Origin of the sequence: Amycolatopsis sp., from assembly GCF_036008905.1 — a bacterium.
Taxonomy (GTDB): Bacteria; Actinomycetota; Actinomycetes; order Mycobacteriales; family Pseudonocardiaceae; genus Amycolatopsis.
The window spans coordinates 66,123-90,117 of sequence record NZ_DASYMU010000036.1 but is presented as its reverse complement, the minus strand read 5'-3'; the positions used below and the strand labels follow the sequence as shown (position 1 = coordinate 90,117).

The 23,995-nt window shown below is 68.0% G+C and carries 29 protein-coding genes; 6 read left to right on the top strand and 23 right to left on the bottom strand.

Annotated features, from left to right (window positions below; translation table 11 throughout):
• Positions 1-9: 9 nt before the first annotated feature.
• The 4 genes from VGP60_RS07060 to VGP60_RS07045 form a co-directional block, all read right to left on the bottom strand.
• Complete coding sequence (locus VGP60_RS07060; RefSeq protein ID WP_327547060.1) at positions 10-831, bottom strand: ABC transporter permease; 822 nt, start codon at positions 829-831, stop codon at positions 10-12.
• Positions 791-1,591, bottom strand: a complete 801-nt coding sequence (locus tag VGP60_RS07055; RefSeq protein ID WP_327547059.1) for an ABC transporter ATP-binding protein — start codon at positions 1,589-1,591, stop codon at positions 791-793. The genes VGP60_RS07060 and VGP60_RS07055 overlap by 41 nt, the downstream gene beginning before the upstream one ends.
• The gene (locus VGP60_RS07050) at positions 1,588-2,043 is read right to left on the bottom strand and encodes a MarR family winged helix-turn-helix transcriptional regulator (protein ID WP_327547058.1); all 456 of its coding nucleotides are present in this window, start codon (positions 2,041-2,043) and stop codon (positions 1,588-1,590) included. The genes VGP60_RS07055 and VGP60_RS07050 overlap by 4 nt, the downstream gene beginning before the upstream one ends.
• Positions 2,044-2,199: 156 nt before the next feature.
• Positions 2,200-3,096 (bottom strand): bile acid:sodium symporter family protein, encoded by an 897-nt coding sequence (locus VGP60_RS07045; protein WP_327547057.1) that lies wholly within the window; start codon positions 3,094-3,096, stop codon positions 2,200-2,202.
• Between the two features lie 246 nt (positions 3,097-3,342).
• On the opposite strand from VGP60_RS07045, the gene VGP60_RS07040 reads away from it, so the two are divergent.
• Genes VGP60_RS07040 through VGP60_RS07020 form a run of 5 tightly spaced genes read left to right on the top strand, consistent with a single transcriptional unit; the run spans position 3,343 to position 6,314 of the window.
• Entirely contained in the window at positions 3,343-3,597 is a 255-nt protein-coding gene (locus tag VGP60_RS07040; RefSeq protein ID WP_327547056.1) for a hypothetical protein, read from the top strand.
• Between the two features lie 2 nt (positions 3,598-3,599).
• A complete protein-coding gene (locus VGP60_RS07035) occupies positions 3,600-4,475 on the top strand; it encodes a MoxR family ATPase (RefSeq protein ID WP_327547055.1) in 876 nt (291 codons plus the stop codon).
• Positions 4,468-5,595, top strand: coding sequence for a vWA domain-containing protein (locus tag VGP60_RS07030; RefSeq protein ID WP_327547054.1), 1,128 nt, complete (start codon positions 4,468-4,470; stop codon positions 5,593-5,595). Before VGP60_RS07035 ends, VGP60_RS07030 begins: the two co-directional genes overlap by 8 nt.
• Before the next feature lie 9 nt (positions 5,596-5,604).
• A complete protein-coding gene (locus tag VGP60_RS07025; RefSeq protein WP_327547053.1) occupies positions 5,605-5,877 on the top strand; it encodes a hypothetical protein in 273 nt (90 codons plus the stop codon).
• Entirely contained in the window at positions 5,874-6,314 is a 441-nt protein-coding gene (locus VGP60_RS07020) for a hypothetical protein (protein WP_327547052.1), read from the top strand. The genes VGP60_RS07025 and VGP60_RS07020 overlap by 4 nt, the downstream gene beginning before the upstream one ends.
• A 63-nt stretch (positions 6,315-6,377) precedes the next feature.
• Here the strand turns inward: VGP60_RS07020 and VGP60_RS07015 are convergent, their stop codons facing one another.
• The 12 genes from VGP60_RS07015 to VGP60_RS06960 form a co-directional block, all read right to left on the bottom strand.
• The gene (locus tag VGP60_RS07015) at positions 6,378-6,743 is read right to left on the bottom strand and encodes a hypothetical protein (protein WP_327547051.1); all 366 of its coding nucleotides are present in this window, start codon (positions 6,741-6,743) and stop codon (positions 6,378-6,380) included.
• Positions 6,740-7,027: a hypothetical protein gene (locus VGP60_RS07010; RefSeq protein WP_327547050.1), complete on the bottom strand. Its 288-nt coding sequence runs from the start codon at positions 7,025-7,027 to the stop codon at positions 6,740-6,742. The genes VGP60_RS07015 and VGP60_RS07010 overlap by 4 nt, the downstream gene beginning before the upstream one ends.
• 2 nt (positions 7,028-7,029) lie before the next feature.
• Entirely contained in the window at positions 7,030-7,269 is a 240-nt protein-coding gene (locus tag VGP60_RS07005; RefSeq protein WP_327547049.1) for a hypothetical protein, read from the bottom strand.
• A gap of 46 nt (positions 7,270-7,315) precedes the next feature.
• On the bottom strand, positions 7,316-7,543 hold the full coding sequence (locus tag VGP60_RS07000; RefSeq protein ID WP_327547048.1) for a hypothetical protein: 228 nt from the start codon (positions 7,541-7,543) through the stop codon (positions 7,316-7,318).
• Positions 7,544-7,555: 12 nt separating this feature from the next.
• Positions 7,556-7,810, bottom strand: coding sequence for a hypothetical protein (locus tag VGP60_RS06995; protein ID WP_327547047.1), 255 nt, complete (start codon positions 7,808-7,810; stop codon positions 7,556-7,558).
• Between the two features lie 9 nt (positions 7,811-7,819).
• Positions 7,820-8,401: an SRPBCC family protein gene (locus tag VGP60_RS06990; RefSeq protein WP_327547046.1), complete on the bottom strand. Its 582-nt coding sequence runs from the start codon at positions 8,399-8,401 to the stop codon at positions 7,820-7,822.
• Positions 8,395-9,315 carry an XdhC family protein gene (locus VGP60_RS06985; RefSeq protein WP_327547045.1) on the bottom strand — a complete coding sequence of 307 codons (921 nt, stop codon included), beginning with the start codon at positions 9,313-9,315 and terminating at the stop codon, positions 8,395-8,397. Before VGP60_RS06985 ends, VGP60_RS06990 begins: the two co-directional genes overlap by 7 nt.
• A 9-nt stretch (positions 9,316-9,324) precedes the next feature.
• Positions 9,325-11,715 (bottom strand): aerobic carbon-monoxide dehydrogenase large subunit, encoded by a 2,391-nt coding sequence (locus VGP60_RS06980; RefSeq protein ID WP_327547044.1) that lies wholly within the window; start codon positions 11,713-11,715, stop codon positions 9,325-9,327.
• A 10-nt stretch (positions 11,716-11,725) separates the two neighbouring features.
• Complete coding sequence (locus VGP60_RS06975; protein ID WP_327547043.1) at positions 11,726-12,244, bottom strand: (2Fe-2S)-binding protein; 519 nt, start codon at positions 12,242-12,244, stop codon at positions 11,726-11,728.
• Between the two features lies 1 nt (position 12,245).
• Complete coding sequence (locus VGP60_RS06970) at positions 12,246-13,112, bottom strand: xanthine dehydrogenase family protein subunit M (RefSeq protein ID WP_327547042.1); 867 nt, start codon at positions 13,110-13,112, stop codon at positions 12,246-12,248.
• Positions 13,113-13,124: 12 nt separating this feature from the next.
• Positions 13,125-13,361 (bottom strand): hypothetical protein, encoded by a 237-nt coding sequence (locus tag VGP60_RS06965; protein WP_327547041.1) that lies wholly within the window; start codon positions 13,359-13,361, stop codon positions 13,125-13,127.
• Positions 13,362-13,519: 158 nt separating this feature from the next.
• On the bottom strand, positions 13,520-13,948 hold the full coding sequence (locus tag VGP60_RS06960; protein WP_327547040.1) for a contact-dependent growth inhibition system immunity protein: 429 nt from the start codon (positions 13,946-13,948) through the stop codon (positions 13,520-13,522).
• Between the two features lie 70 nt (positions 13,949-14,018).
• Here VGP60_RS06960 and VGP60_RS06955 point away from each other — a divergent pair, with 70 nt between their 5' ends.
• The gene (locus VGP60_RS06955) at positions 14,019-15,119 is read left to right on the top strand and encodes a winged helix DNA-binding domain-containing protein (RefSeq protein ID WP_327547039.1); all 1,101 of its coding nucleotides are present in this window, start codon (positions 14,019-14,021) and stop codon (positions 15,117-15,119) included.
• Between the two features lie 153 nt (positions 15,120-15,272).
• On the opposite strand, the gene VGP60_RS06950 is transcribed toward VGP60_RS06955, so the two are convergent.
• From VGP60_RS06950 to VGP60_RS06920, 7 genes are all read right to left on the bottom strand, one after another.
• Positions 15,273-18,902, bottom strand: a complete 3,630-nt coding sequence (locus tag VGP60_RS06950) for a discoidin domain-containing protein (protein WP_327547038.1) — start codon at positions 18,900-18,902, stop codon at positions 15,273-15,275.
• A 94-nt stretch (positions 18,903-18,996) separates the two neighbouring features.
• Entirely contained in the window at positions 18,997-20,022 is a 1,026-nt protein-coding gene (locus VGP60_RS06945) for an ABC transporter substrate-binding protein (protein WP_327547037.1), read from the bottom strand.
• Complete coding sequence (locus VGP60_RS06940; protein WP_327547036.1) at positions 20,015-20,866, bottom strand: ABC transporter permease; 852 nt, start codon at positions 20,864-20,866, stop codon at positions 20,015-20,017. Before VGP60_RS06940 ends, VGP60_RS06945 begins: the two co-directional genes overlap by 8 nt.
• Complete coding sequence (locus VGP60_RS06935) at positions 20,863-21,627, bottom strand: ABC transporter ATP-binding protein (protein WP_327547035.1); 765 nt, start codon at positions 21,625-21,627, stop codon at positions 20,863-20,865. The genes VGP60_RS06940 and VGP60_RS06935 overlap by 4 nt, the downstream gene beginning before the upstream one ends.
• On the bottom strand, positions 21,624-22,268 hold the full coding sequence (locus VGP60_RS06930) for a 4-carboxy-4-hydroxy-2-oxoadipate aldolase/oxaloacetate decarboxylase (protein WP_327547034.1): 645 nt from the start codon (positions 22,266-22,268) through the stop codon (positions 21,624-21,626). The genes VGP60_RS06935 and VGP60_RS06930 overlap by 4 nt, the downstream gene beginning before the upstream one ends.
• On the bottom strand, positions 22,265-22,981 hold the full coding sequence (locus tag VGP60_RS06925) for a PIG-L deacetylase family protein (RefSeq protein ID WP_327547033.1): 717 nt from the start codon (positions 22,979-22,981) through the stop codon (positions 22,265-22,267). The genes VGP60_RS06930 and VGP60_RS06925 overlap by 4 nt, the downstream gene beginning before the upstream one ends.
• Complete coding sequence (locus tag VGP60_RS06920; RefSeq protein WP_327547032.1) at positions 22,978-23,961, bottom strand: DUF6282 family protein; 984 nt, start codon at positions 23,959-23,961, stop codon at positions 22,978-22,980. Before VGP60_RS06920 ends, VGP60_RS06925 begins: the two co-directional genes overlap by 4 nt.
• Between the last annotated feature and the right edge of the window lie 34 nt (positions 23,962-23,995).

Sequence of the window (23,995 nt, the reverse complement as noted above, 5' to 3'; positions counted from 1 at the left end):
GATCCGCACTTATCGGGCCAATCGGCCGAGCAGTGCCGAAGCGACGGTAATGGCGATGGCCGTCGCACCTATAAGGACGCCGAAGTCCAGTCCGAGGTTGGCCGGAGTGCCGATCAACAATCCGCGCAACGCGTCGACCTGATAGCTGAGCGGGTTGACGTGACTGAGTACTTTCAGCCAGCCGGGCATCAGATCCACCGGGTACAGCGCGTTCGAGGCGAAGAACAGCGGCATCGTGATGGCCTGCCCGATTCCCATCAGCCGTTCCCTCGACAGGACGAGCCCGGCGATCACAATGGACAAACAGCAGAAAAAGGCCGCGCCCAGCACCACAATCACGGCCATCGCGAGCAGGCGCAGCGGGTTCGCGGTCAGCCCGACACCGAGGATCGCGGACAGCACCAGCACCATCAGCGCCTGGACGAGCGCGCGAACTCCGGCAGCGAAGGCCTTACCCGCGACCAAAGCCGCCCGCGGTGTCGGCGTCACGAGCAGTTTGGAGAGCACACCGGCATCGCGTTCCCAGATAATCTGGATACCGTAGAAGATCGCGATGAACAACGCGGACTGGGCCAGGATGCCGGGCGCGAGGTAATCCAGATAGGGAATCGAGCCGGTGGGGATCGTGCGCAGCCTGGTGAACGTCTCACCGAAGATCAGCAGCCACAACGCGGGCTGGATCGCCCTGGTGAGCAGTTCCGAGCGGTCCCGGCGCAGTTTCTGGAGCTCGATCAGGCACATGGCCCCGACCCGCGAGGCCAGAATGGCCAGCTGGCGTGGGAACGCCGGATCAGCCGAGGCGGCGGGCGGTGCGACGAGTGGCACGGACATTGCGGATCCCTCCTTGGTCGCTCTCGAGCTGGTTGCCGGTGACCGAACGGAACACGTCGTCCAAAGTGGACTCCGGGCCGAGTTCGGCTTCGAGCTCGGCCGGGGTGCCGAGCGCGCGGATGCGGCCCTGGTGCATGAGGGCGACCCGGTCGCAGAACTGCTCGGCTTCGTCCATGTAGTGCGTGGTGACGAGCACGGTCATGCCGGTTTCCTCGCGGATCTGGGTGATGCGCTCCCAGACGGTCGAGCGCGCGACAGGGTCGAGCCCGATGGTCGGCTCGTCGAGGATCAGCAGCCTGGGCGCGCTGACCAGCGCCTGGGCGAGTTCGAGCCGCCGGATCATGCCGCCGGAGTACCCGCCGACGGGCCGGTCGGCGTCGTCGAGCAGGCCGACGATCTCGAGCACGGTGGTGACCTGTTCGCGCCGCCGCGCTCTCGGCACGTCGAAGAGCCGCGCGAACAGCGACACGTTTTCGCGGCCGGTGAGCGTGCCGTCGGCGGAAAGCTGCTGGGGCACGTACCCGATCAACCGGCGGACGGCCATCTTCTTGCGGGCGACGTCCAGCCCGAACACGGTGATCGCTTCGGGCGGGGTCGGCAGCAGGGTGGTGATCATCCGGATCGTGGTGGTCTTCCCGGCGCCGTTCGGCCCGAGCAGGCCGAAGACCTCGCCGGGCACGATCTCCAGATCGACGCCGTCGACGGTCTTCTTGTCACCGAAGGAATGTTTCAGGTCCACACAGCGGATCGCGGCCGTCATGGCTGCTCCTTCAAGATCGCCATCAGCTTTTCGAGAGCGGGCAAGGCATCGGTGATCGCGCGGGTGTCCTCTTCGGACAAGGCGTCGAGCGCACCGGAGACGACACCGGTCCGGGCGCGGCGCCAGGTGTCCAGCCGCTGCCGGGCTTCCTCGGTGAGCTCCAGCCGCGCCGCGCGCCGGTCCAGCGGGTCGACCTCACGCCGCAGCATGTGCGCGTCGATGAGCTGGTTCACCAGTGTGCTGACGGAGTTGCCTGCCAGATGCAGTTCGCGCGCGGCCGCGGCGACGCCGATTCCGGGCTGCTCCTCGACGACACGCAGCAGCTCGGCCTGCGCACCGCGCAGCGGCGGCCCTGACATTTCGGTCCGCACGCGGCGGCGGACCACGCGGCGCAAGCCCAGCACGGTCCTCATGAGCTGCTCCGCCAGAGTGAGGTCTCCGATACGGGTCATACTCCCAAGTTAGCTCTTAATCAGAGTAGTTAGCAACGCTCACCTTTCGCCCAAACCGGCGGGAACCGGCACTTTCCGACGAGTCAGCCGCGGAGGACCTGGGCCAACGACCTCCGCCATCTGTCGACAGATGGCGGTAGTTGCGGACGCGGGGTATCACGCCATGTCGACATCTCGTGGCTGGTTAACGAGGTGACCCGCCCGCGTCCGGCGGGCGAACAGGTACGCCACGAGCACGACCGGGAAGTACATCAGGATGCCGTACACCGCCGCCGGGATAGCCATCGTTTCGTTGCCCAGTACCGAGATCGCGACCGTGATCGCCAGCACCGCGTTGTGGATCCCGATCTCCATGGCCGACGCGATCGCCTGCTCCGGGCTCACGTGGAAGGCCCGCGGCGCGAAGTAGCCGATGGTCAGGCCGCACCCGCAGAACAGCAGCGTGATGACGGCCAGCGCGCCGGCGTTGTCCAGCAGCACCTGGTACTTCTGCGACACCGCGCCCACGATGACCACCGCCAGCACCACGATCGAGGCGATCTTGACCGTGCCGCGCATGCGTTCGGCCCAGGCGGTGAACCGGTGGCGCACCCACATGCCGAGCACGACCGGGAGCACCACGGTCGCGAAGATCTGGATCAGCTTGTCCGGCTGCAGCCCGATCGACTGACCCTCGCCCAGGAAATGCGCCATCGAGAGCTGGGCGACGATCGGGAAGGTGACCAGCGCGATGATCGAGTTGATCGCGGTCACCGAGATGTTCAGCGCCACGTCCCCGCCCGCCAGGTGGCTGAACAGGCTCGCCGAACTACCTCCCGGCGACGCCGCCAGCAGCATCATCCCGACAGCGAGCTCCGGCGCGAGATCGAACAGCAACACCAGGCCGAAGGCGATCGCGGGCAGCACGAGCAGCTGGCAGACCAGCGCGATGACCGCGGCCTTGGGCGCCTTGAACACCCGCACGAGATCCGACACGGTCAGCGTCAGCCCGAGGCCGAACATCACGATGCCGAGCGCCGCGGGAAGGAGGATCGAGATGAGCGTCAGCGACACCGGCGTCTCCTGAACTGGTCGGGAGTACGGAGATTAGCGCCCAAAGTACCCGGAAGGGGACTTTCCCGGCCAAGTGGACTTGTCACGTTTCGGCACCCGCCCGTGCGACACAGCTGCGCAGCGGGGAAAGCCGACTACCGGAACGGGAAACACGCGCGGGGGCGGCATAAGGGAAGGGTTAATTTGTGGGGACTGGAGAGTGGGGGCGGCGCTACGGTGACGGGACCCGAGGAAAGGTGCCGGAGAATGAGCCAGGAACCGGAGGAAACCCTCGAAGTGCTGCGCGCGGTCTGGGCCGCCCAGGGACAGACCGGCACGGACCTCGACGACGCCCACGGGCACAAGAAGTCCTGCAAGAACATGGCGCATGTCGGGTTCGACGCGCTGGCAGGCGAGGACGGCGACCTGCGCGCTGCCTGGCGCGCGCAACTGGAACGCGAGGGCAAACTGAACCCGGAGGCGACCGGCATCCTGGGCCCGGCCGAGCCGCACCGCCACTAGGCATGGACTACCCGGAGACCGTCGGCGAGCTGAGCGAAACCCTGCGGGACGGCGGGTATCTGGCCGACCGCGGACTGTCCACGGCGTTGCTCGTCGCGTTGTCCCTGCACCGGCCGCTCCTGCTGGAGGGCGAGGTCGGCGTCGGCAAGACCGAGCTGGCCAAGACGGTCGCCTCGGTGTTCGGGCGCGAGCTCATCCGGCTGCAGTGCTACGAAGGCATCGACACGAGCCAGGCGCTCTACGAATGGGACTACGCCCGCCAGCTGCTGCACATCCGCGCCCTGTCGGAGCACCAGGTGGCCGACGAGGACGCCGTCGACAAGCTGTTCGGCCCGAAGTTCCTCCTGGAGCGCCCGCTGCTGGCCGCGGTGCGCGCCGGGGACCGGGCCGTCCTGCTGATCGACGAGATCGACCGCGCCGACGACGAGTTCGAAGCGTTCCTGCTCGAACTGCTCTCCGACTTCCAGCTCAGCATTCCCGAGGTCGGCACGATCGTCGCACCGAGCCCACCGCTGGTGATACTCACCTCCAACCGCACGCGCGAGCTGCACGACGCGTTGAAGCGCCGCTGCCTGTACCACTGGATCGGCTATCCACCCGCCGCGCGCGAGGTGGAGATCGTGCTCGTCCGGGAACCCGGCGTCTCGGAAACGCTGGCGCACAAGGTGGTCGACGCCGTGCACCGGCTGCGGCGGCTGGATCTCGCGAAGCCGCCCGGGGTCGCCGAGACGATCGACTGGGCCCGCATGCTCGACTTCCTCGGCGAGACCGACCTCACCCCGGCGACCGCCGAAGACACCCTCGGCGCGGTGGTCAAGGATCGCGACGATCTCGAGCTGGTCCGGGAAAACCTCCAGGAAATCACCTCCGGTGGCTGACCGTCCGCCGTTCGTCGCGGTGCTGGTGGACTTCGCCCGCGCGTTGCGCGCGGCGGGACTCGCTGTCGGCTCCGGCGACGTCCTGACCTTCTGCGCGGCGATGGCCCCGCTGGACCCCACCGATCTGGTGGACCTCTATTGGGCCGGACGGACGACGCTGGTCATCCGGCACGAGGACATCGCGACCTACGACCGGGTGTTCCGCGGCTTCTTCCTCGGCGCGAGTGACCCGGTACGGGAACTCCTGATGCTCAAGTCGCGCTCCGACGCGGAAACCCAGGCGGTGCTGAACCTCCCGGCCACCGAACCGCCCGGGGACGACCAGGAGGAACCGGCGATGCTCGGCCTGATGGCGTCCGATGTGGAGGCTCTCAAACATCGGTCGTTCTCGGCGTGCACCGCCGAGGAGCTCGCCGCGCTGCGCCGGATCATGGCCCGCATCCGGTTGACCCCGCCGAAACGGCGTACGCGGCGAACCCGTCCCGCCCGGTCCGGCCGCTCCCCCGACCTGCGCCGCACGGTCCGCGAATCGCTCCGCATGTTCGGCGAGCCCGCCGAACTGTATTGGCGCCAACGGAAAGTCCGGTTGCGGCCGCTGATCCTGATCCTCGACGTCTCCGGATCGATGGCGGACTACTCGCGCAACCTCCTGCAGTTCGCCCATTCCGCGAAACGCGCGGCGGCGAAGGTCGAGGTGTTCTGCTTCGGCACCCGGCTCACCTCGGTCACCACGGCGTTGAAAACCCGGAGCCCGGACATCGCGCTGGAGCAGGCCGCGAAAGTGGTGTTCGACTGGGAAGGCGGGACCAGGATCGGCGACTCGCTCGACGTCTTCGTCCGGCAGTGGGGCCGCCGTGGCCTGTGCCGCGGCGGGATCGTGGTGATCTGCTCGGACGGTCTCGACCGCGGTGATCCGGACGTACTGGCGACGTCGATGGAGCGGCTTTCCCGGCTGTGCCACCGGATCGTGTGGCTGAACCCGCACAAGGGCGACGACCGGGACTTCCACCCGAGCACGCTCGGGATGATGGTGGCCGCGCCGCACGTCGACCTCATGCTGTCCGGGCACGACCTGAGCAGCCTCGAAGAACTCGCGAAACTGTTGCCGACACTGGGATAGGAGACGCCGATGCGGTGGAGTGTGGGGATCGAGACCGAGGGCGACAGGGTCCTGAAGCGCGAGGAGGTCGTCGAGCTGGCTGACGCCGTCGCGCCGAGCGGCGGGATCGCGACCGGCATCGGCTCGAACCGGTACGGCGCCCAGCTCATCGTGCTCGCGGGAACACGCGAGGAAGCGATCGAGACAGCGACAAGCGAGTTCGAGAAAGCCGTCGCGAAGGCCGGGCTCCCGGTGTTCCCGATCGTGCGAGTCGAAGCGATCAACGAGGAAGAGGACGAATGATCCGGCTCGGCTCGCTGGCCGGCTACCCGTTCGAGGGCCCGCGACTGCTGGGTGGCTGGACGCCGCCAAGCGTCCCCGCGGTCTACGCGATCCTCTACAAGCCTTCCCCGGACAAGAAACCCGAGCGGTACGCGGTGATCTACGTCGACCACTCCGACGATCTGTCCACCGCGCGGCTCCCCTTCCGGCATCCGCGCGCGCACTGCTGGATCGAGCGCGCCGGATCCCGCTGGAAGATCTACATCTGCACCTACCAGGTCGCCGGTGGCCTACGTTCGCATCGGGAGATGATCGCCAACGAACTCGCGTCGGTGTATCACCCGCGCTGTAACTCCCGGCAGTACGACCAATCCTGGAAGGACCAGTGGATCGGCGAGTACTCGGCGCCGTCGACCACCGGCCCGCTCACCCCGCGCGGGCCCGAGAAGGAGAGCTGAAGGGGACTCGCCCGACAGTCGGGGTGGGATCGGGAAAGTCCCCTCCAGCAAGCGTCCGCCGGTTCAGCGAGGGGCGAAGCCGACCGCGTCATGGAGGCGGGAGCGGCGGCGGCCCGACGCGGGGAGCGCCGGCGGACGGTTCTCGGTGGGCGCCTCGGGCTTCGGCGTGACGCCGACGACAATCCCCTCGGCCATCCCGTACAGCAGGGGCAACGCCCCGGCCACCACGCCGCCCGTGCGGTTGATGTGGGTGACCCCCGGTCCGATCAGCTCCGCGTGCCCGACGATCTTCCGCACGGTTTCCGCGCAGTCCTCGAGGTTCCCGGCGACCCGGGCGAGCAGGCTGCCGACCCAGAACAGGTAGAACGCGAGCCCGGCGATCAGCAGGACGATGTCGACGACGGTGAGCACTACCAACGTGGTGGTCATGACCGCACCTTCCCCAAGACCCGCCCAAGGAACAGGTGGTGCTGCAACCCTTCGGCGAGCACCGCGTCGACCCGGTCCGCGGTCGGGGCGATCAGCGCGGTGTTCTCGGTGTTGGCCGCGGCGGCGTGCAGGGTCTCCCGCACCTCGACGACCCGATGGTCGATGATCTTCACCAGGTAGATCAACACGGTCAGCAGCGCGGCGACGGCGAGCACCACCACGAAACCCGCGATGACCGCGATCCACCAAGCGGTTTCCTCTTCCGAAGTCAGTGCGAGGGTCATGGCTAACCTCCCAGCCTGGTACGTCCGCGGTTGAGCCCGGCCACGATGACCTCCGCGTGGTCGATCGTGGTCCGCAGCTCCGCCAGCGCGGCGGTGTTCGCGACCGCCTTGCCCAGCGCGTTGTCGATCAGGGGCGCGGCTTTGCCGATCGAGCGGGCCAGCAGCAGGATCGGCACCACCAGCGCGACGACCACCAGCACGATCACGATGCCGATCGCGAAGCCCACGTACCAGCCGGTCATGGGATCACCTTCCGTCCACAGTGGAGCTCGGGCATGGCAGGTCCTTTCACACCGATTCGCAGAAGTCCCGTACCGGCTTGAGATTCGCGTTGACCGAGGTCAACGCCGAAGGCACCGTGCTCGTCCGGGCCGCGACGAGCTCTACGCCGCCGACGACCGAGCCGAGCGTTTCGCGGATCCGCTTCAGGTGCAGGATGACCCGCAGCAGGCCCACCGCGGTGACCGCGATGATCAGCGCGGCGATGACCAGCGTCGTCCAGGCGACCGCAGGCATGGCTCTTTCCCTTCAGCCGAGGAGTTTCGCGACACTGCCCGCGTACCGGACCGCGCCGACGGAAACTTCCTTGATGGTTTTGTCGGTCGTCGCCAGCGCTTGCGGGACGCCGTCGAGCTGCCCGGCGAGGGCGACGCCACCGGCCAGGATCTCGTCACTGGCACCGCGAATCCGCTCGAGCGCGGCCAGCACGCGGTTGAGCAACGCGATGACCACCGGCAGCACGACGAACAGCAGGACCGCGTTCCCGATCCACCACAGGACCATGTCGACTCCTCAACTCGGCGTGCTCGGGTAGGGCGCGAAGAACCGGCGGAACACCCGTTTCAGCGCCATCAGCGTGGCCTGCAGGCCGATGGTGAAGCCTTTCGCCGGCGCCGCGTGCTGCGCCACCGGATTCTCACCACGTTCGGCGCGGGTAATACTGTCCTGGAGATTGGCGGCGAAGTTCCGCATCAGCACGGAAGTGACGTCGGAGATCATGCCGCGGCCGTACTGCGCGGCGGCGCCGGACACCTGGAGGTCTTGCACGACACCGACTTTCGTGCCCGCGCCCGCCTGCACGAGGGTGGCGGTGACGACCATGCTGGCCTGTCCCTTGCCCTTCTCCTCCGCACCCGCCGCGGTCACCACGATGCGTTTCGCGGTGTCGTCGCGTTCGGTGATGTCCGCGGTCCCGGCGAACCGCAGCGAAACCGGGCCCATCCGGACGCTGACCCGCCCCTTGTACTGTTCGTTGCCGAGGTCGTCGGTCAGCTCGGCGCCGGGCAGGCAGGCCGCCACCCGCGGGATGTCGTCGAAGAAGCGCCAGACCTTGTCGACCGGCTGCGCGACCTCGAAATCGTTCTTGATCAGCATCGGGTCTCCTTCTTGACGTACACGGCCGGGTCCCGCTCGAACGCGGCACGGCAGCCGGGGCAGCAGAAGTAGTACGCGGCACCGGCGTACTCCACCGGATCCTTCGCGGGAACGGTCATGCCGCACACCGGGTCGACGGCCTCGGCCGGGGTCGTCACGCTCACGTCCTCGTCCAATGCGCCAGAAGCCCGCAGCCGCACCAGATCCGCCAGGATCGCGACGGCGATCTCCCGGTGCGACACCTTGCCGAGATCCAGTCCCGCCGGGACGTGCACCCGGCTCAGCTGCTCGGTGGGCAGGCCACGATCGGCGAGGTAGCCGAGCACCGATTCGCCACGGCGTTTCGAGCCGACCAAGCCCAGGTACGCGGGCTGGGCGGCGACGGCCTGTTCGAGCGCTTCCTCGTCGAAATGGCCCTGGGTCGCGACGACGACCAGCGACCGCTCATCGACGTCCGCGGCGGTGAACACCGAGCCGTCGACAAGGTCCGCCCGCCACTCCAGTGCCTCGGCCAGTGTGACGAGCAACTGCGCCATGGGCGACCGCCCGACCACCACGAGATGCGGCACCGGCCGCACCGGCTCGATGTACACCTCCAGCGCTCCTTCGCTCTGACACGAGACTGGGACGACGGTCATGCCGTCCTGCACGGCCGAGCCGAACTGATCCGGCGTGCCGAGCAGCAGCAACCGGGGCACGCCGTCGGTCATGGCCTCGCGGGCCTGCCGGACGACCACGGGTTCCGCGCAGGCGCCACCGATCCAGCCGCGCAGCTCACCGGACCGCGTGATGATCGCCCGGTTGCCCTGTTTGCCCGACGACGGGCCCTGCCGCCACACCACGGTCGCCAGCGCGAACGCTTCACCGCGTCGCGCCAGTTCCCCGGCCTCTTCCAGCACATCCCATCCGTCCACGGCGAGTCCTCAGTCGTCCGTGCGGACCGGCGGCGCACCGGAGATGTCGCGGCGGTACTTGATCGCCTCCCACACCCGGTCCGGCAGCAGCGGCATGTCGATGTTGCGGACGCCGGTGTCACCAATGGCGTCCATGACGGCGTTGACGAACGCGGCCGGCCCGCCCACCGCCGCACATTCCCCGACGCCCTTCGCGCCGATGGGGTGATGCGGCGACGGCGTGACGACCTCGCTGTGCAGCTCGAATCCCGGTGTCTCCCAAGCGGTCGGCAGCAGGTAGTCCATGTAGTTCGAGCCGACGCAGTTGCCTTCCGCGTCGAAGGTGATGAACTGCATGTTGGCCATCGCGTACGCCTCGGTGAGCCCGCCCATGATCTGCCCCTCGACGACCATGGGGTTGATCCGCACACCACAGTCGTCGACTGCCACCATGTTCAACACGTCCCAGACCCCGGTTTCGGGATCCACCTCCACGGTGACGATGTACACCGCGAACGGCCAGGTGAGGTTCGGCGGGTCGTAGTAGGCGTTGTTCTCCAGCCCCGGTTCCATCCCGTCGGGCATGTTGGAGTACGCCGCCATCGCACATTCCTGAATGGACACTCCGCGATCCGGGGCGCTGCGGACGTAGAACCGGCCCAGTTCCCACTCGATGTCCTCTTCGGACACTTCGAGCAGATGCGCGGCCAATTTCCGTGCCTTGGCACGGATCTTGCGGGACACCATGGACACCGCCGCGCCCGCGACCGGCGTACTGCGCGAGGCGTAGGTCCCCATGCCGAAAGGCGCGGTGTCGGTGTCACCCTCCTCGACCGTCACGTCGTCGGCGGGGATGCCGAGTTCGTGGCTGACGATCTGGGCCCACGTCGTCTCGTGGCCCTGCCCCTGACTTTTCGCGCCGGTGCGGAGGATGGCCTTGCCGCTCATGTGGACGCGCAGCTCGGCGGAGTCGAACATCTTGATGCCGAGGATGTCGTATTCCCGGCTGTTCCCGGCGCCAAGCGGTTCGGTCATGGTCGAGATCCCGATGCCCAACAGCCTGCCACGGCTCTTGGCTTCTTCCTTCTGTCGCAGGAAGTCCTCGTAGCCGACGGCCTTGAGGCCGACCTCGAGACACTTCTGCGGCTGGCCGGAGTCCACCAGGAAACCGAACGCCGTGCGGTACGGGAACTGGTCGTCCCGGACGAAGTTCTTCCGCCGGAATTCGGCCGCGTCCATCCCGAGGTCGTTCGCCGCCGCGTGGACCATCCGCTCCTGGAAGAACATCGCCTCGGTCACCCGGAACGAACAGCGGTAGGCGACCCCGCCGGGTGCCTTGTTGCTGTAGGTGCCGCGGGCGGTGAGATGCCCGGCCGGGATGTCGTAACAGGCGAACGCCGAGTGCAGCAGGCCGATCTTGAACTTGCTCGGCTGCGCGTCGGAGAAGAACGCGCCGTGGTCGGCGTCGGCGTGGATGCGGACACCGAGGATCTTGCCGTCGGCGCGCAGGGCCATTTCGCTGTCGAGGTACATGTCCCTGGCGAACCCGGTGGAGATCAGGTTCCCGGTCTTGTCCTCGATCCACTTGACCGGGGTCTCCAGCAGGATCGAGCACAGGATGGAACAGACGTATCCGGGATATACCGGCACTTTGTTGCCGAACCCGCCGCCGATGTCCGGCGAGACGATCCGGATCATGTGCTCGGGCAGTTCGGCCACCATCGCCACGGCGGCGCGGATGATATGCGGCGCTTGGGAAGTCATGTAGACGGTGAGTTTCCCGGTGGCGCGGTCGAAGTCCGCGATGGACCCGCAGCACTCGATCGGCGACGGATGCGAACGCGGATAATGCAGCCGCAGCTTGGAGATCGTGTCGGCCTCGGCGAACGCGCGGTCGGTACCGGCCTTGTCACCGACTTCCCAGTTGTAGATGACGTTGTCCGGCTGGTTTTCCTTGTCGTCACGGATGATCGGCGCACCCTCGGCGACCGCCTGGCGCGGGTTGACGATCACCGGCAGCGGCTCGTACTCGACGTCGATCAGATCGCACGCGTCCTTGGCGATGTACGGGTCGTCGGCGACGACACAGGCGACCTCCTGCCCCTGGAACCGCACCTTGTCCGTGGCGAGCACGGCCTGGGTGTCGTAGGACAGCGTCGGCATCCAGGCGAGGTTGCGCGTCGCGGCCATTTCGCCGGTGAGCACCAGCCGTACGCCGGGGACCTGCCAGGCCCGGCTGGTGTCGATCGACTTGATCCGGGCGTGGGCCATCGGGCTGCGCAGGATCTCCATGTGGAGCATGCCGGGTAGCACGATGTCGTCGACGTAGTTCCCCCGGCCACGGATGAACCGGTTGTCCTCGACGCGCTTGCGGCTCGCGCCCAGCCCGCCGATCTTGTTCTCGTCCAATGCCTGCGACACGTTCTGCCTCCTACTCGGACCGGAGCTTTTTCGCGGCCCACAGCACCGATTTCACGATGTTCTGGTAGCCGGTGCAGCGGCAGAGATTGCCGGACAACGCCCAGCGCACTTCTTCCTCGGTGGGGTCGGGGTTCTCGTCGAGCAGCGCCTTGGCGGCCATCATCATCCCGGAGGTGCAGAACCCGCACTGCAGTCCGTGTTCCTCCTTGAAACCCTCCTGCAGTGGGTGCAGCTCACTGGCCGTGGCGAGCCCTTCGACCGTGGTGACCTCGCGGCCGTCGGCCTGGACGGCGAGCATGGTGCAGGACTTCGCCGGGCGGCCGTCGACGAGCACGGTGCACGCGCCGCAGTTCGTGGTGTCGCAGCCCATGTGGGTGCCGGTCAGCCGCAGTCCCTGGCGCAGCAGGTGGGACAGGAGGAGCCGCGGTTCGCACTCGACGACGGAGCGTTTTCCGTTGACCGTCACGGTGATCCGGTTCTCGGGGATCCCGGCGCCGGTGTCGGTGCGTTCTTCGTGGACGATGGTCATTTCAGGCCGCCCTCTCGCCGGTTTGGGCCAGTGCGCGCACGACGAAGGTGTGCACCATGTGCCGCTTGAACTCCGCGCTGCCCCGGTGGTCGGTCTTGGGCCTGGCCGCCTCCGCCGCCAGTCCGGCCGCGCGGTCGACGACCTCCTCGGTCAGCTGTTTCCCGACCAGTTCCGCTTCGGCGGCGGAGGCTTGGATGGTGGCTCCTCCCACGCCGGTCAGTCCGATTCCGGCCCTGGTAACGGTTTCCCCGGACAGCTCGACGGCCACGGCGACCCCGACCGTCGCGAAGTCGCCGACCCGGCGTTCGAGTTTGAGGTAGCCGCCGACCTGCGTACCGCGAGCGGCCGGGATGACGGCTTCGACGGCGATTTCGTCCGGCGCCAGCGCATTCTCGAAAGGACCGACGACGAAGTCCGCGGCCGCGATCGTCCGCCTGCCCGAAGGCCCGGCCGCGACGATCGAACCACCGAGCGCCAGCACCACCGAAGCCCAGTCGCCCTGCGGGTCCGCGTGGCACAGGGAACCGACGAGGGTGCCCCGGCTGCGGACGATCGGGTCGGCGATCAGGGGCGCGGCGGCGGCCATCGTCGGCTGCTTGGCCTTGAGCAGCGCCGAACGTTCGAGGTCGGCGTGCCGGCACAACGCGCCGACGTGGAGGTTCCCGTCGGCGTCGAGGCTGTGGTAGTCGAGACCGGGGACGGTGTTGATGTCGACGAGCAGGTCCGGCGAGGCGAACCGCAGCTTCATCAGCGGGACCAGGCTTTGGCCACCGGCGAGGACTTTCACCTCGTCGCCGTTCGACCGGAGCAACCCGATGGCTTCTTCGAGGGAGTGTGCGGCCTGATAGCGGAATCGGGACGGATACATGCCACCCTCCCCTCAGGCCCGGTCGTCGGGCTCGGCCACCGCGACGGGCAGCGAGTCCTCTTCGGGGTCGGGCCGGGGTTCCTGGTGCGGCGGCCACGGGCCCGGCACGGGCTGACCGGCGACCTTGAGGTAGTCCATCAACTGGGGCCAGGCCCAGACCGTCGGGCTCTTCCCCGTTCTCGGGGCGTGTTCCACCAATTCGTACAGCCGCGGATTACCCCGGCTGTGCCCGCTGGACTCGATCGGCATGGGACGCCACCCGCTTCCTACCGGACGGCCCCTGGGCGCCGTCGCTCGTGGTGGAAGGGATGCTCCCCCCGCGGACGGCGGCGGGCAACCGACGAATAACGCTTTGCTTAACCTCCGCCATCTCCTCGACAGATGGCGGTCTCTCAGAAACTAAGAGATCACGTTATGCCGACATCTCGCGGGGAAAAAGCGGTGAGTTCACGAAAACGCTTGATATCTCGGGCCAGCAGGTCAGGCGGATTCGGCAGCCCATCCAGAATGGCCCCGACCTGCCCGGTGAACGTCGGATGCGCGGTCCAGAAGTCACCGCCAACCCGCACGACCGAAGCCAGTAGGTCTCCTTCGTACATGTGCCCTTCGGCGAGAGGATCCAGCCGCAGCTTCTCGATCGCCAACGGAACGAGGACGGGTAGCCCGATCAGTTGGCCGATGAGCAGGCGCAGGTCTTCCACGGTCAGTTCGCCGACCGACTTCCGCCTGAGTTTGTGGACTTCGGAGATGAGATAAGTCGTCTCGCCGGAAGGAGCCGCCCAGCGATCTCCCTCGACGTCCTCGAGCGACCGGTCGCGGCGGATCTCAGGCTCCATGTGTCGCACTCTAGCGAGAAGAGATCACGTTATGCCGACATCTCGCGCGGAAAACCGCGAGGATGGGCAGATGCGCACCCCGACCGCGACCGCGAAGATCGACTGGCCGGTGATCCGCCGCTGGCGCGTGGCCGCACACCACCTGAACCGCCGTGGCGCGGCCGGTGACCTGCGGGGGATCGTGACCGGTCTTTGTGGACTGCACGCGCGGCTGCAGACGTCCCCCGAACTCGCGTTGTGGGCGAGAATGCGCGGCGTCACCAGGGAGACGGTGCCGGACGCGCTCTGGAAACGCCGCGATCTCGTCAAGACGTGGGCCACCCGTGGCGTCCCGCACCTCTTGCCGTCCGACGAGTACGCGCTCTGGCAGGCCGCGCTGAGCACCTACCATCCGCAGCTCACCGGCGGCGGGACCGTACGGAACGAACGGCTGACCGAGACGGTCGGCGCGGTACTGATGGGAACCACGCTCACCGGGGACGGGCTGCTCGACGAGGTCGCCGCCCGCCTCGGGCGGGACGAAGCGGAACGGCTGCGGCAGGACTGGGAAACGCTGCTGAGATCCGCGTCCGTCCTCGGTGAACTGTGTTTCGCCTCGGACGACGGCTTCACCAACCCACGTACCTGGCTCCCCCGGGCCGCCGAACATCGACCGGCCCGCGCGGTGGCGGAGCTCGCCCGCCGGTACCTGACGCTCAACGGCCCGGCCACCAAATCCGATCTCGGCCGCTGGTGGGGCGTCGGACCGGCCGAGGCGGGCCGGATCTTCGAGCGGATGGGCGACGAACTCGCGGTCGTCGACGTCAACGGCACGAACGCGTGGTTCCCCGCCGCGCTGCTCGCGGAACTACGGGACGCGCCGCCCGTGCGCTCGGTCCGGCTGCTGCCGGCGTTCGACCCGTACGTCGTGTCCGCCGAGTCCCACGCCCGCCGCCTGACGACCGGCGACTTCACCGCGCGGATCTACCGCCCGTGGGAGCGCCTTTCCCCGGTGCTGCTCGTCAACGGCGGGATGGCGGGAACCTGGACGCACGAGGTCACCGACAAGCGGGTCAACGTGACGATCACGCCGTTCCGCCCGGTGGCGAAGAACGTGCGCGTGGCGATTGAGAAGGAAGCCGCCGGCCTGGCCGAGTTCTTCGGCGGCGAACTCGACCTCCGGCAAACCTGACTCCCGCGCTTCGCCATCTGTCGACAGATGGCGATCCGCTTCGCGACAGGCACGCCCAACGCCCCGACCCACCATCCCCAGCGCTTTGCTCGCTATGAAACGGCGTCCACGGATAGCGCAGAAGAACCACTGATGGCGATGGTTTCTTGGGGCCTACCCTGCCGCCGAGGCGTTGTAGCCGTCGACGACGATCTGGAAGTCGCCGGTCTGGGGCGCGCCCGCTCCGGTCGTCACGGTGACCGTGCGGCTTTCCCCTGGCAGCAGCCAGAAGTAGTTCTCGTCGTAGAGCACCGGCAGGACCCGCTCACCGGACCGCTTGTCCCGCAACGAAAGCCGGAGCATCGCCGCGACCGTGCGACCGTCGTTACGCACTGTCGTGGTGAACTTGCCGCGCCCCGCCGAGCTCGTCTTGACCGTGAGCCGCGTCCTGGCGAGCTGGTTCAGCGCCTGCATGTCCGTGGCCTTGCGGTAGCGCCAGTAGAAGTTCTCGGACAGCAGCTCACCCTTGGTGCCGGTGAGCTTCAGGCGCAGCAGGTGGAACGCGGGCAGCGCGTCGCCGAACTCGACGGTGAACGCCTTCGCGATCGACGACGGGCCCGCGGACACGGTCTGCTTCTGCTGCGCGCCAAGCGACTTGCCGTTCAGGTCGAACAGTTCGGCGGTCACCGTCGCCCCGGCGAGCGCGGCGGCGGAGTGGTTGGACACCACGACCTTCCAGTCCGACTGGTTCGCCTGGACGTGGATCGGCTCGCAGCCCTTGCGGATCCCGTAGTAGCTGCCGTTGATGTCCAGGTCGTAGTCGTAGGTTTGCCACACCGTGCTGTGCCAGGCCGGGTGCGACATCCAGAGCAGCAGCGCGCTCGCGTCGTCCCACAGGTTCGCCGTCCACGCCTCGAACATGGCCCGCATGCTCTCGTAGTTGACGAACTGCGCCTTGCGGCAGAACTCCTCGAGCCCGCTCGACGCGCCGAGCCGGTCGTCGATCGCGGCGAGGTAGGTCTCCGGGTGCTGGTTTCCGTGGGTCGACCAGTCGTGGTGATACCACGGCAGGCCGATGGGCCAGCCAGGGGCGTCCTTGCCGACCAGGTTCCGCATGCTTTCGACCACCGGGATGGTCGGGATGCCGATCTCGGTGTGGAAACCGAAGTTCCCGGTGTCATAGGTACTGGCGTCGAAGTACTTCACCGGCTCGACCCAGTAGTACGGGCCGTGGCCGGAGACGAAACCGGCGGCGGAGTCCTGGAGGTACAGGATCTCGTCGTCCTCTTCGGCCACCGCGGCGGTGACCCCGGCATCGATGTTCGCCGGCGGGTGCTCCTCGTTGGCACCGCACCAGATCACGATGCAGGGGTGCGTGCGGTAGCGGACGATGGTGTCACGGGCGATCTCGACGTAGCCGGGCAGATCGTCGGTGAACTCGCCGGCTTCCCAGAAGTCGTTCCACACCAGGATGCCGTTCGCGTCGCACTGCGCGTAGAACTCCTCGCGGGTGCTCGACCCGATCCAGTTGCGGATCATGGTGAAGTTCATGTCCTTGTGCATCGCGATCGTGGCGTTCATCCGGTCCGGGATCATCCGCCGCAGCAGCTCGTCCCAGCCCCAGTTCCCGCCGCGGCAGAACACTTGCACACCGTTGACGCTGATCTTCAGCGGCACCGGCTTGTTGCTGACGGCCTTGACGTCGGTCCACGCCTTGCCGTCGGCGGAGACCTGGATGACGTAGTCCATCGCGTAGGCCTGTTCCCAGACCAGGACAGCCTTGTCGAAGGCGACGGCCGAGCCGAAGTCGACCTGGATCCACTCACCGTCGTTGTAGGCGGAAGACCATCGGCTGCCGGGATTTCCGTCGACGGCGTTGGACGCCGGATTGCCGTCATTGTCCACAGAGGACGAAGTGGCGGTCTTGTTCAGCGCGAGGTCGGTTCCTGGGTCGGCACTGTCGAAGAAGGACAGTGTCCACAGTGAATCGCCCCAGCTGGTCGCGCGGCGTCCACAGTGGATCCGGACGTGCTGGGCCGTCTGCTTCGGGAAGTCGACGGTCTGCGTCGCGCGGTCGGTCTTCGGGTCGACCTTGATCGGCAGGTCGAAGCTGTAGCCGAACTGCCGGATGCCGAACTTCACCGAGCGCTTGTCGCTGACGGCCGGGCCGAGCGACGCCGTCAGCGCCAGCTCGTGCAGGTCGGCCGCGCCGTAACCGTTGGGCCACCACAGTTTCGGGTTCGTCAGGCGCAGCTGCGGGTACTGAGCCGGGGCGAACTCGACCTCCGCGCGCTGGCCCGCCTTCACCGTCACCGTCGAGCTGACCGAGACGTTGTCGAACGCGGCGCGCACGGTGATCGCGCGGTCCACGGTGTCCACATTGCGCACCGGCACCGTGAGGACGACGTCCACGGTACCGGTGTCGGGCAGCTTCGGCAGGGTGGTGACCACCCGCGGGTCGCCGAGCACGGCCGCGCCGGTGGAGCGCAGCCGGACGTGGTTCCAGATCCCGGCGGCGCGGTCACGCACCGCGGGCATCCAGTCCCAGCCGGACGCCGAAAGCAGCGTCGGCGAATCGAGGTACAGCTTCCCTGACTGCACGAACGCCTGCCCGTCGGCGCCCTTGTCCCCCGCGCTGCCCGGATGCGGCATCGGCGTGATCTTCACCGCGAGCGCGTGCTGGTCGCGACCAGCCCGCAGCGCGCTGGTGACGTCGAACGACGCCCGCGCGAACGGGTGCTTGAGCGAGCCCACCGAGACACCGTTGAGCCAGACGTCGGCCTGATGGTTGATCCCGTCGAACTCGAGCCAGACATGCCGGCCGGCGCCAGTGTCGAGCTGCTTCGGGAGCGCGAACCCGCGGCGGTACCACCACGCGTGGCGGGACAGCGCCTCCGGGATCTCGAGGTTGTTCATCCCCTCGACCGGGTCCGGCAGGTGCCCCTGCTCGACGAGCGAGGCGAGCACGGTGCCGGGGACGGTCGCGGGCAGCCAACCCGAGGTGTCGGTGGCCGGGGCGGAAAGCGTGGCGCCGTCGGCGGTGCCTGCCCAGTCATCGAGAGTGAGATCCCAGCCGGATTCCAGCGGCACAGTGCCGTCGGCGGCCACGCTCAGTGCGGGCGGGTTCACGTGGTGGGTGCCCCACGCGGTCCAGCCGGTGGCGGCCGGACGTTCCCGGTCACAGGTACCGAAGACCTGGAAGCCGTTGAGGCCCAGCGGGTTCGCGTTCGACTGGCCGGTCGCGGTGAGCCGGACCCAGCGCGCGTTGACCGGGCTGGGCAGCGTGATCGCGACGACCCCGCCCGTACCGGAACTCGTCTGGTGCACGGTCGGCCACGACGACCCGTCGGCGGAGGTGTCGATCCGGAAGTCGACCGGTGAACTGGAGAGGATCTCCTGGCCGGTGGTCTGGCCCCACGGGTTCCCGTCGGAACGGACAAACGGCGGATCCGACGCCAGTGCGTCGAAAACCAGCGTCACGCCTTCGATCCGGCAGGACGCCTGGAGGTCGACCACGATCCACTGCGGATCCGTTCCGGCCGCTCGCCAGCCCGAGCCGCGTACGCCGGGGACGGCGAGCCTGTCGACGGCGAACTTGGCCGGTGCGGCGGCGTAGTCTGTCGACGACACCGTCACCGGCCGGTACAACGCGAGGTCGGTCCGCGCGCGGGCGTCGGCGGTCTCGCCCACCGCCAGCGCCTGTCCGGGCAGCGCGGCGGCCAGGCCGAAACCGGCGAGCACCCCGCCCGTGGTCGAGATGAACCTGCGGCGGGACACCGGATCCAGGCCGTGCTCGATCGTCACTCGTTCCTCCCCACAAACCCGCAAACGCCGTGAAGGCCACGTTGAGGGACTCTGAGTCCCTCAACGTGGCCTTCACGGACCGCTGCGCGAGAGCTCAGGCGCGGAGGGCCTCCGGGATGACGGACTCGTAGGCGGGGGCCTTTTTGACCAGCCCGCTGTCCAGGTGGAACTTCAGCGCGGTGTTGTACGCCTCCCGTCCGACGGCGGGCGACGTCGGGACCTCCTTGGTCAGGATCGGCATCAGCGCGTCGAGCGCCTTCGGGTCTGTGTCCTTCAGGTACTGCCCGAGCAGCACCCGTGCTTCCTTCGGATCGGCGTGGATGTCGTCCAGCGCCAGCTGCATGGCCCGCTGGAATCCGGCGACCTCGTTCTGCTTGCGGTCCAGCAGTTTCCGCGTGCTGAACACGACACCGTGCAACGCGCCGCGCAGGCTGGGGACGTCCCCGCGGGCCGGGGAAATGTATGTCCGGCCCACGTTCGCGGCTTCGGCCTGCTGGACGATCGGCTGGAAGAACGCCAAAGCCTCGACCCGGCGGGATTTCAGCGCGCCGATGGCCGCTGTCGTCGCGCTGCCGAGGTTGACCAGTGTCGAGTCGACGGCCGCGTTTTTCCCGATGCTGCCGAACAAGTACGTCACCAGCGCTTCGGTCCCGCTGCCCGGCCCGGTGATGCCGATCGTCTTCCCGACCAGCGCGGCGACCTTCTCCTCGATCGGCGCGTCGTCGGCCGGCCCCTGGAACGACGGCGACACCACGATGTCGACGTAGTACTCGGTCACCAGGCTGGTCACGATCCGCGTGCCGTCCTCGATCTTGGCGAGGTTGAACGCGTCGGTGATCACCCCGGCGCCGAGGTCGACGCTGCCGGATTTCAACGCCGCGGCCACTTTCGCGCCGGTGCCGAGCCGCGGGCGTTCGCCGAGTTTGATGTTCTCCGCGGTGAAGTAGCCCTTCTTCTCGGCGATGAACAGCGGCAGGAACGCGACGGAGTTGCTGATCTGCCCGATGTTCAGCACGCCCTCCGGTGTGGTCGACTCGCGCTGCGCACAGCCCGCGAGCATCACCACCGGCGCCGCGGCCAGTCCTTTGAGGACGCTCCTGCGCCCGATCCGGTCAGTCATCGATCGGCTTCCAGCGATTGACCCGCTTGCTGATCAGGCTCACGAAGACGTTCAGCACTCCGGCGATGATGCTCAGCACCACCAGTGTCGCGAATACCCCGGCCGTGTCGAACTGCGCGGCGGCGTCGTTGATCAGGTAACCGAGACCGCGGTTCGACGCCACGAGCTCCCCGATCACCGCACCGATCAACGCGTACGGGATGGCGACCTTGAGCCCGGTGAGCACCCCGGTCATCGACGACGGCAGCACCACCTTGCGCGCGATGTGCCAGCGGTTGCCGCCCATCAGCCGCACGGCGTCGATGAGCCCGCGATCGACCTCACGCACACCGGCCGCGGTGTTGAGGAACACCAGGAAGAACACCGTCGCGGCGGCCAGCAGCACCTTCATGTGCATGCCGATGCCGAACCACACGATGAACAGCGGTGCCAGCGCCACCTTCGGGATCGAGTACAGCGCCATCATGAACGGGTCGAGCACGCGGTACACGAAGTTCAACGACGCCAGCACGAAACCGGCGATCGCGCCCGCCGCGGCACCCAGCAGGAAGCCGTAGACGATCTCCTGGATGGTGATCCAGCTGTTCAACCAGAGGGTGCCGTCGCCGATCCACTCGCCGAGCCGTTCGATGATGTCGCTGGGCTTGCTGATAAAGGTAATGTCGATCCACCGGTCCGCGGCGATCTCCCACAGCGTCAGGAAAGCCGCCACCAGCAGCACGCGCACCAGCCACACCGTGGTGGTCACGCCGTGGCGCTGCCACCAGGTGCGGTCCAGGTTGACGCGGACCGGGCCGGTGGCCAGTTCGTCGGCCGGGGCGACGAGTTCGTCCGTGCGGCTCATCGGGAGCCCTCCTTCAGCGCCGCGGCGAGTTCACCGTGCAGCGAAACGAATTCCGGGTCGACCCGCAGCTCGTCGACCGTCCGGGGACGTGCCAGGCCGATCGGCCGGTCCAGCACGATCCGGCCGAGGCCGCCCAGCACGACGACGCGGTCACCGAGCAGCAAGGCTTCTTCGATGTCGTGGGTCACGAACACCACCGTCTGACCGGTGCCTTGCCACAGCCGCAGCAGTTCTTCCTGCAGTTCTGTGCGCAGCTGAGCGTCCAGCGCGCCGAACGGCTCGTCCATCAGCAGCGTCTCGGGGGCGCCGGCGAGCATTCGCGCCAGGCTCGCCCGGCGTCGCATCCCACCGGAAAGCTCACGGGGGTAATGCTTTTCGAACCCGTTGAGCCCGACGCGGGCGACCAGTTCGGTCGCGACGCGCCGGCGTTCCTTGGCCGGGACGCCGCGGACTTCGAGCGGCATCTCGACGTTACGGAGCACGTCACGCCACGGCATGAGAGTGTCGGACTGGGTGAGGTAGCCGATTTCGATGTCCGGGCCGGAGAGTTTCCGGTCCCGGTACAGGACTTCGCCCTTGGTCGGCTGCGTCAGCCCGGCCAGCAGGTTCAGCATGGTCGACTTGCCGCAGCCGCTCCGGCCGAGCACCGAGACGAAACTGCCTTCCTCGATGGTCAGCGAAAAGTTCCGCAACGCCACGATGGCGACGTCGTCCTTGGCGAACTGCTTGCTCAGGCCTTCGGCGTGCAGGAGGGCGGTCATGGCGTCGCCTTCTCGTCCTCGGCGCGCATCCCGTAGGCGTCGTAGCTGAGTTCGCCCGCGGCCCAGCGCCGACGCAGTCCATCCTCTTTGGACAGACGCTGGCGGACAGCGTCGAGGGTACTCTCGACATCGGCTTTGGCGACTGCGGTGGCGCCATCGTCGTCCAACACGATCACGTCACCGGGCTCGATCGTCGTCCCGCCGATGGTCACCGGCACGTTGACGCTGCCCCGGACGTTCTTGGTGGCGCCCTTGGAGCGGCGCCAGCGAGCCCACACCGGGGTGTCGAACTTCGCCAGGTCCGCGCTGTCGCGGACACTGGCGTTGACGAGGATCCCGGCCGCACCAAGCGTTTGCGCCTGAGTCGCCAGCAGGTCGCCGACGAGCGCGACCGGCCTGGCTTCGGGCATGGTCAGCACGAGGATCTCGCCCGGCTGGAGATGGGCCATCACCTCGTGCACCGCACGGTTGTCGTCCTGCCCGCACAACGCGATCCGCGCCGGACCGGCGACCCGGCGGCCGGCGATGATCGGTGTCCACTCGACGTCGAGCAGACCGCGACGCCCGTAGGCCTCGTACACCGTCGCCACCCCGGCATCGGCGAACTCTTTACAGACATCGGCCCGGTAGACATCGGTCATAGCGCACCGACCACGTTGGGCAGCAGCCGCTGGAAAGCTTCGGCCTGACGGATCGCGGCGTTGCCGGTCACCTTGCGGGCGTGGTTGCCGCGGTGTTCGGCGCGCTGCGCGTAGTACTCCTGCAGGTATTTCTGAGCGGCCATATGCTTCATCGCCTCGACCTTCTGCTCGAAAACCGCCGTGATGTCGACGTACACGGTCGGCAGGAAACCGCACAGTTCCGGCTGGTGCGGCTCGAAAACCAGGAACTCCGAGGGCGGCGCGGTCTTGAACCCGCTGGCAACCCCGGCGCCCGAAGTCAGCAGCCGGGCCCGGGAAACCACCTGGTGGGCAACAGGGTGGTCGGGGTTGAACGGGTCCTTGTCCGGATGTGTGAGCACCACGTTCGGCGCGTAGTCGCGCATGACCTCGACCAGCCGGTCCTGGCCCGCCTGGCCGACCTCCAGCGGGTAGTCGCCGAGGTCGAAGCCCTGGAATTCCGCGCCGAGCACGGCCGCGGCCTTGGAGGCCTCCTCGTGCCGGATCCGCTTGACGTTCTCCTCGGTCTGCCCCTCGGCCTTCCACAACTCGCCGGACTCGCCGCGTTCGCCGTAGGACAGCGCGACGACGAGCGCCTCACCGCCCGCGGCGGTGTGGGTCGCGACCGCGCCGGCCGACCGCCACACGAAGTCCGCGCTGTGCGCCCCGACCACCAGCAACCGTCGCTTGCTCATGCGCGTATACCTGCCTTCTCGGTGCGGCGGGCGGGGGCGTCGGGCAGCGCGTCGGCGCCGACCAGCCACCGGCTGTTGTGCACGGCCATCGTGCGGATTTCGCCGTCGGTGAACCCGGCTTCGAGCAGCTTGTCCGCGCAGAGCGCCAAGCCGTCTTCGACCGGGGGGTTGAACGGCTGACCGAGATCGCTCGACAGCACGGAGTTCTCCGGGCCCGCTTCGCGGATGTTGGTGAACCACAGGTCCCAGGCCACTTTGCCGGTGTACGGCGTGGTGAAGCAGCGCTCCAGCAAAGCGCCTTTCGCGGCCAGATCGCGCTGCCGGTCGAGGCCGATGCGCTGCGAGGTGAACTCGGGATGGGTGACGACGATCCGCCGCACCCCCTCCTCGACGGCGGCGTCGATGACCCGCGCCGACTCGTCCGAGTGCAGATGCCCCGTGGCCAGTGCCATGTCGTGCTTCCCGATCAGCCGCAGCACCTGCCGGGTCACTTCGTTCACCGAACCGTCGGCGTCGAGCACGTCGACGGGGTCAGCGGCCATTCCGGCGTCTCGCAGGTCCGCCTGCAGCTGGGCCCACATCGGCGGTGTCGCGCCTTTGGGCTCGGTGGCCTGGCACTGCCGCTGGTTCGCACTGTCCACAGTGGGCAGCCAGACCACCTTCGCGCCACCGCGCCCGGCGATCTCGACCGCGATCGGGTTGAGGCCGCCGACCGAGGCGTTGAGGGTGATCGCGCCGACCGCGTCGATCCCGGGCCGGGCCCGGCGGACGACCTCGGCGCGTTCGGCGGTGGGGACGTAATGGGACTTCAGGACGAACCCGGCCATCCCGACGGCGGCGAACCGGTCGGCGAGGGTCACGTCGTCGATGAGCCGGCGCATCACGTCCGGCGCGACGTGGATGTGCACGTCATAGGCACCTTGGACCAACGCGCGAGCGTGGTCGGACGGTTGCGGGTGCTGAGTCGAGGACCCTGTCATGTCGCTCCTTTGCGGCCATAATCTTCACCTAGAT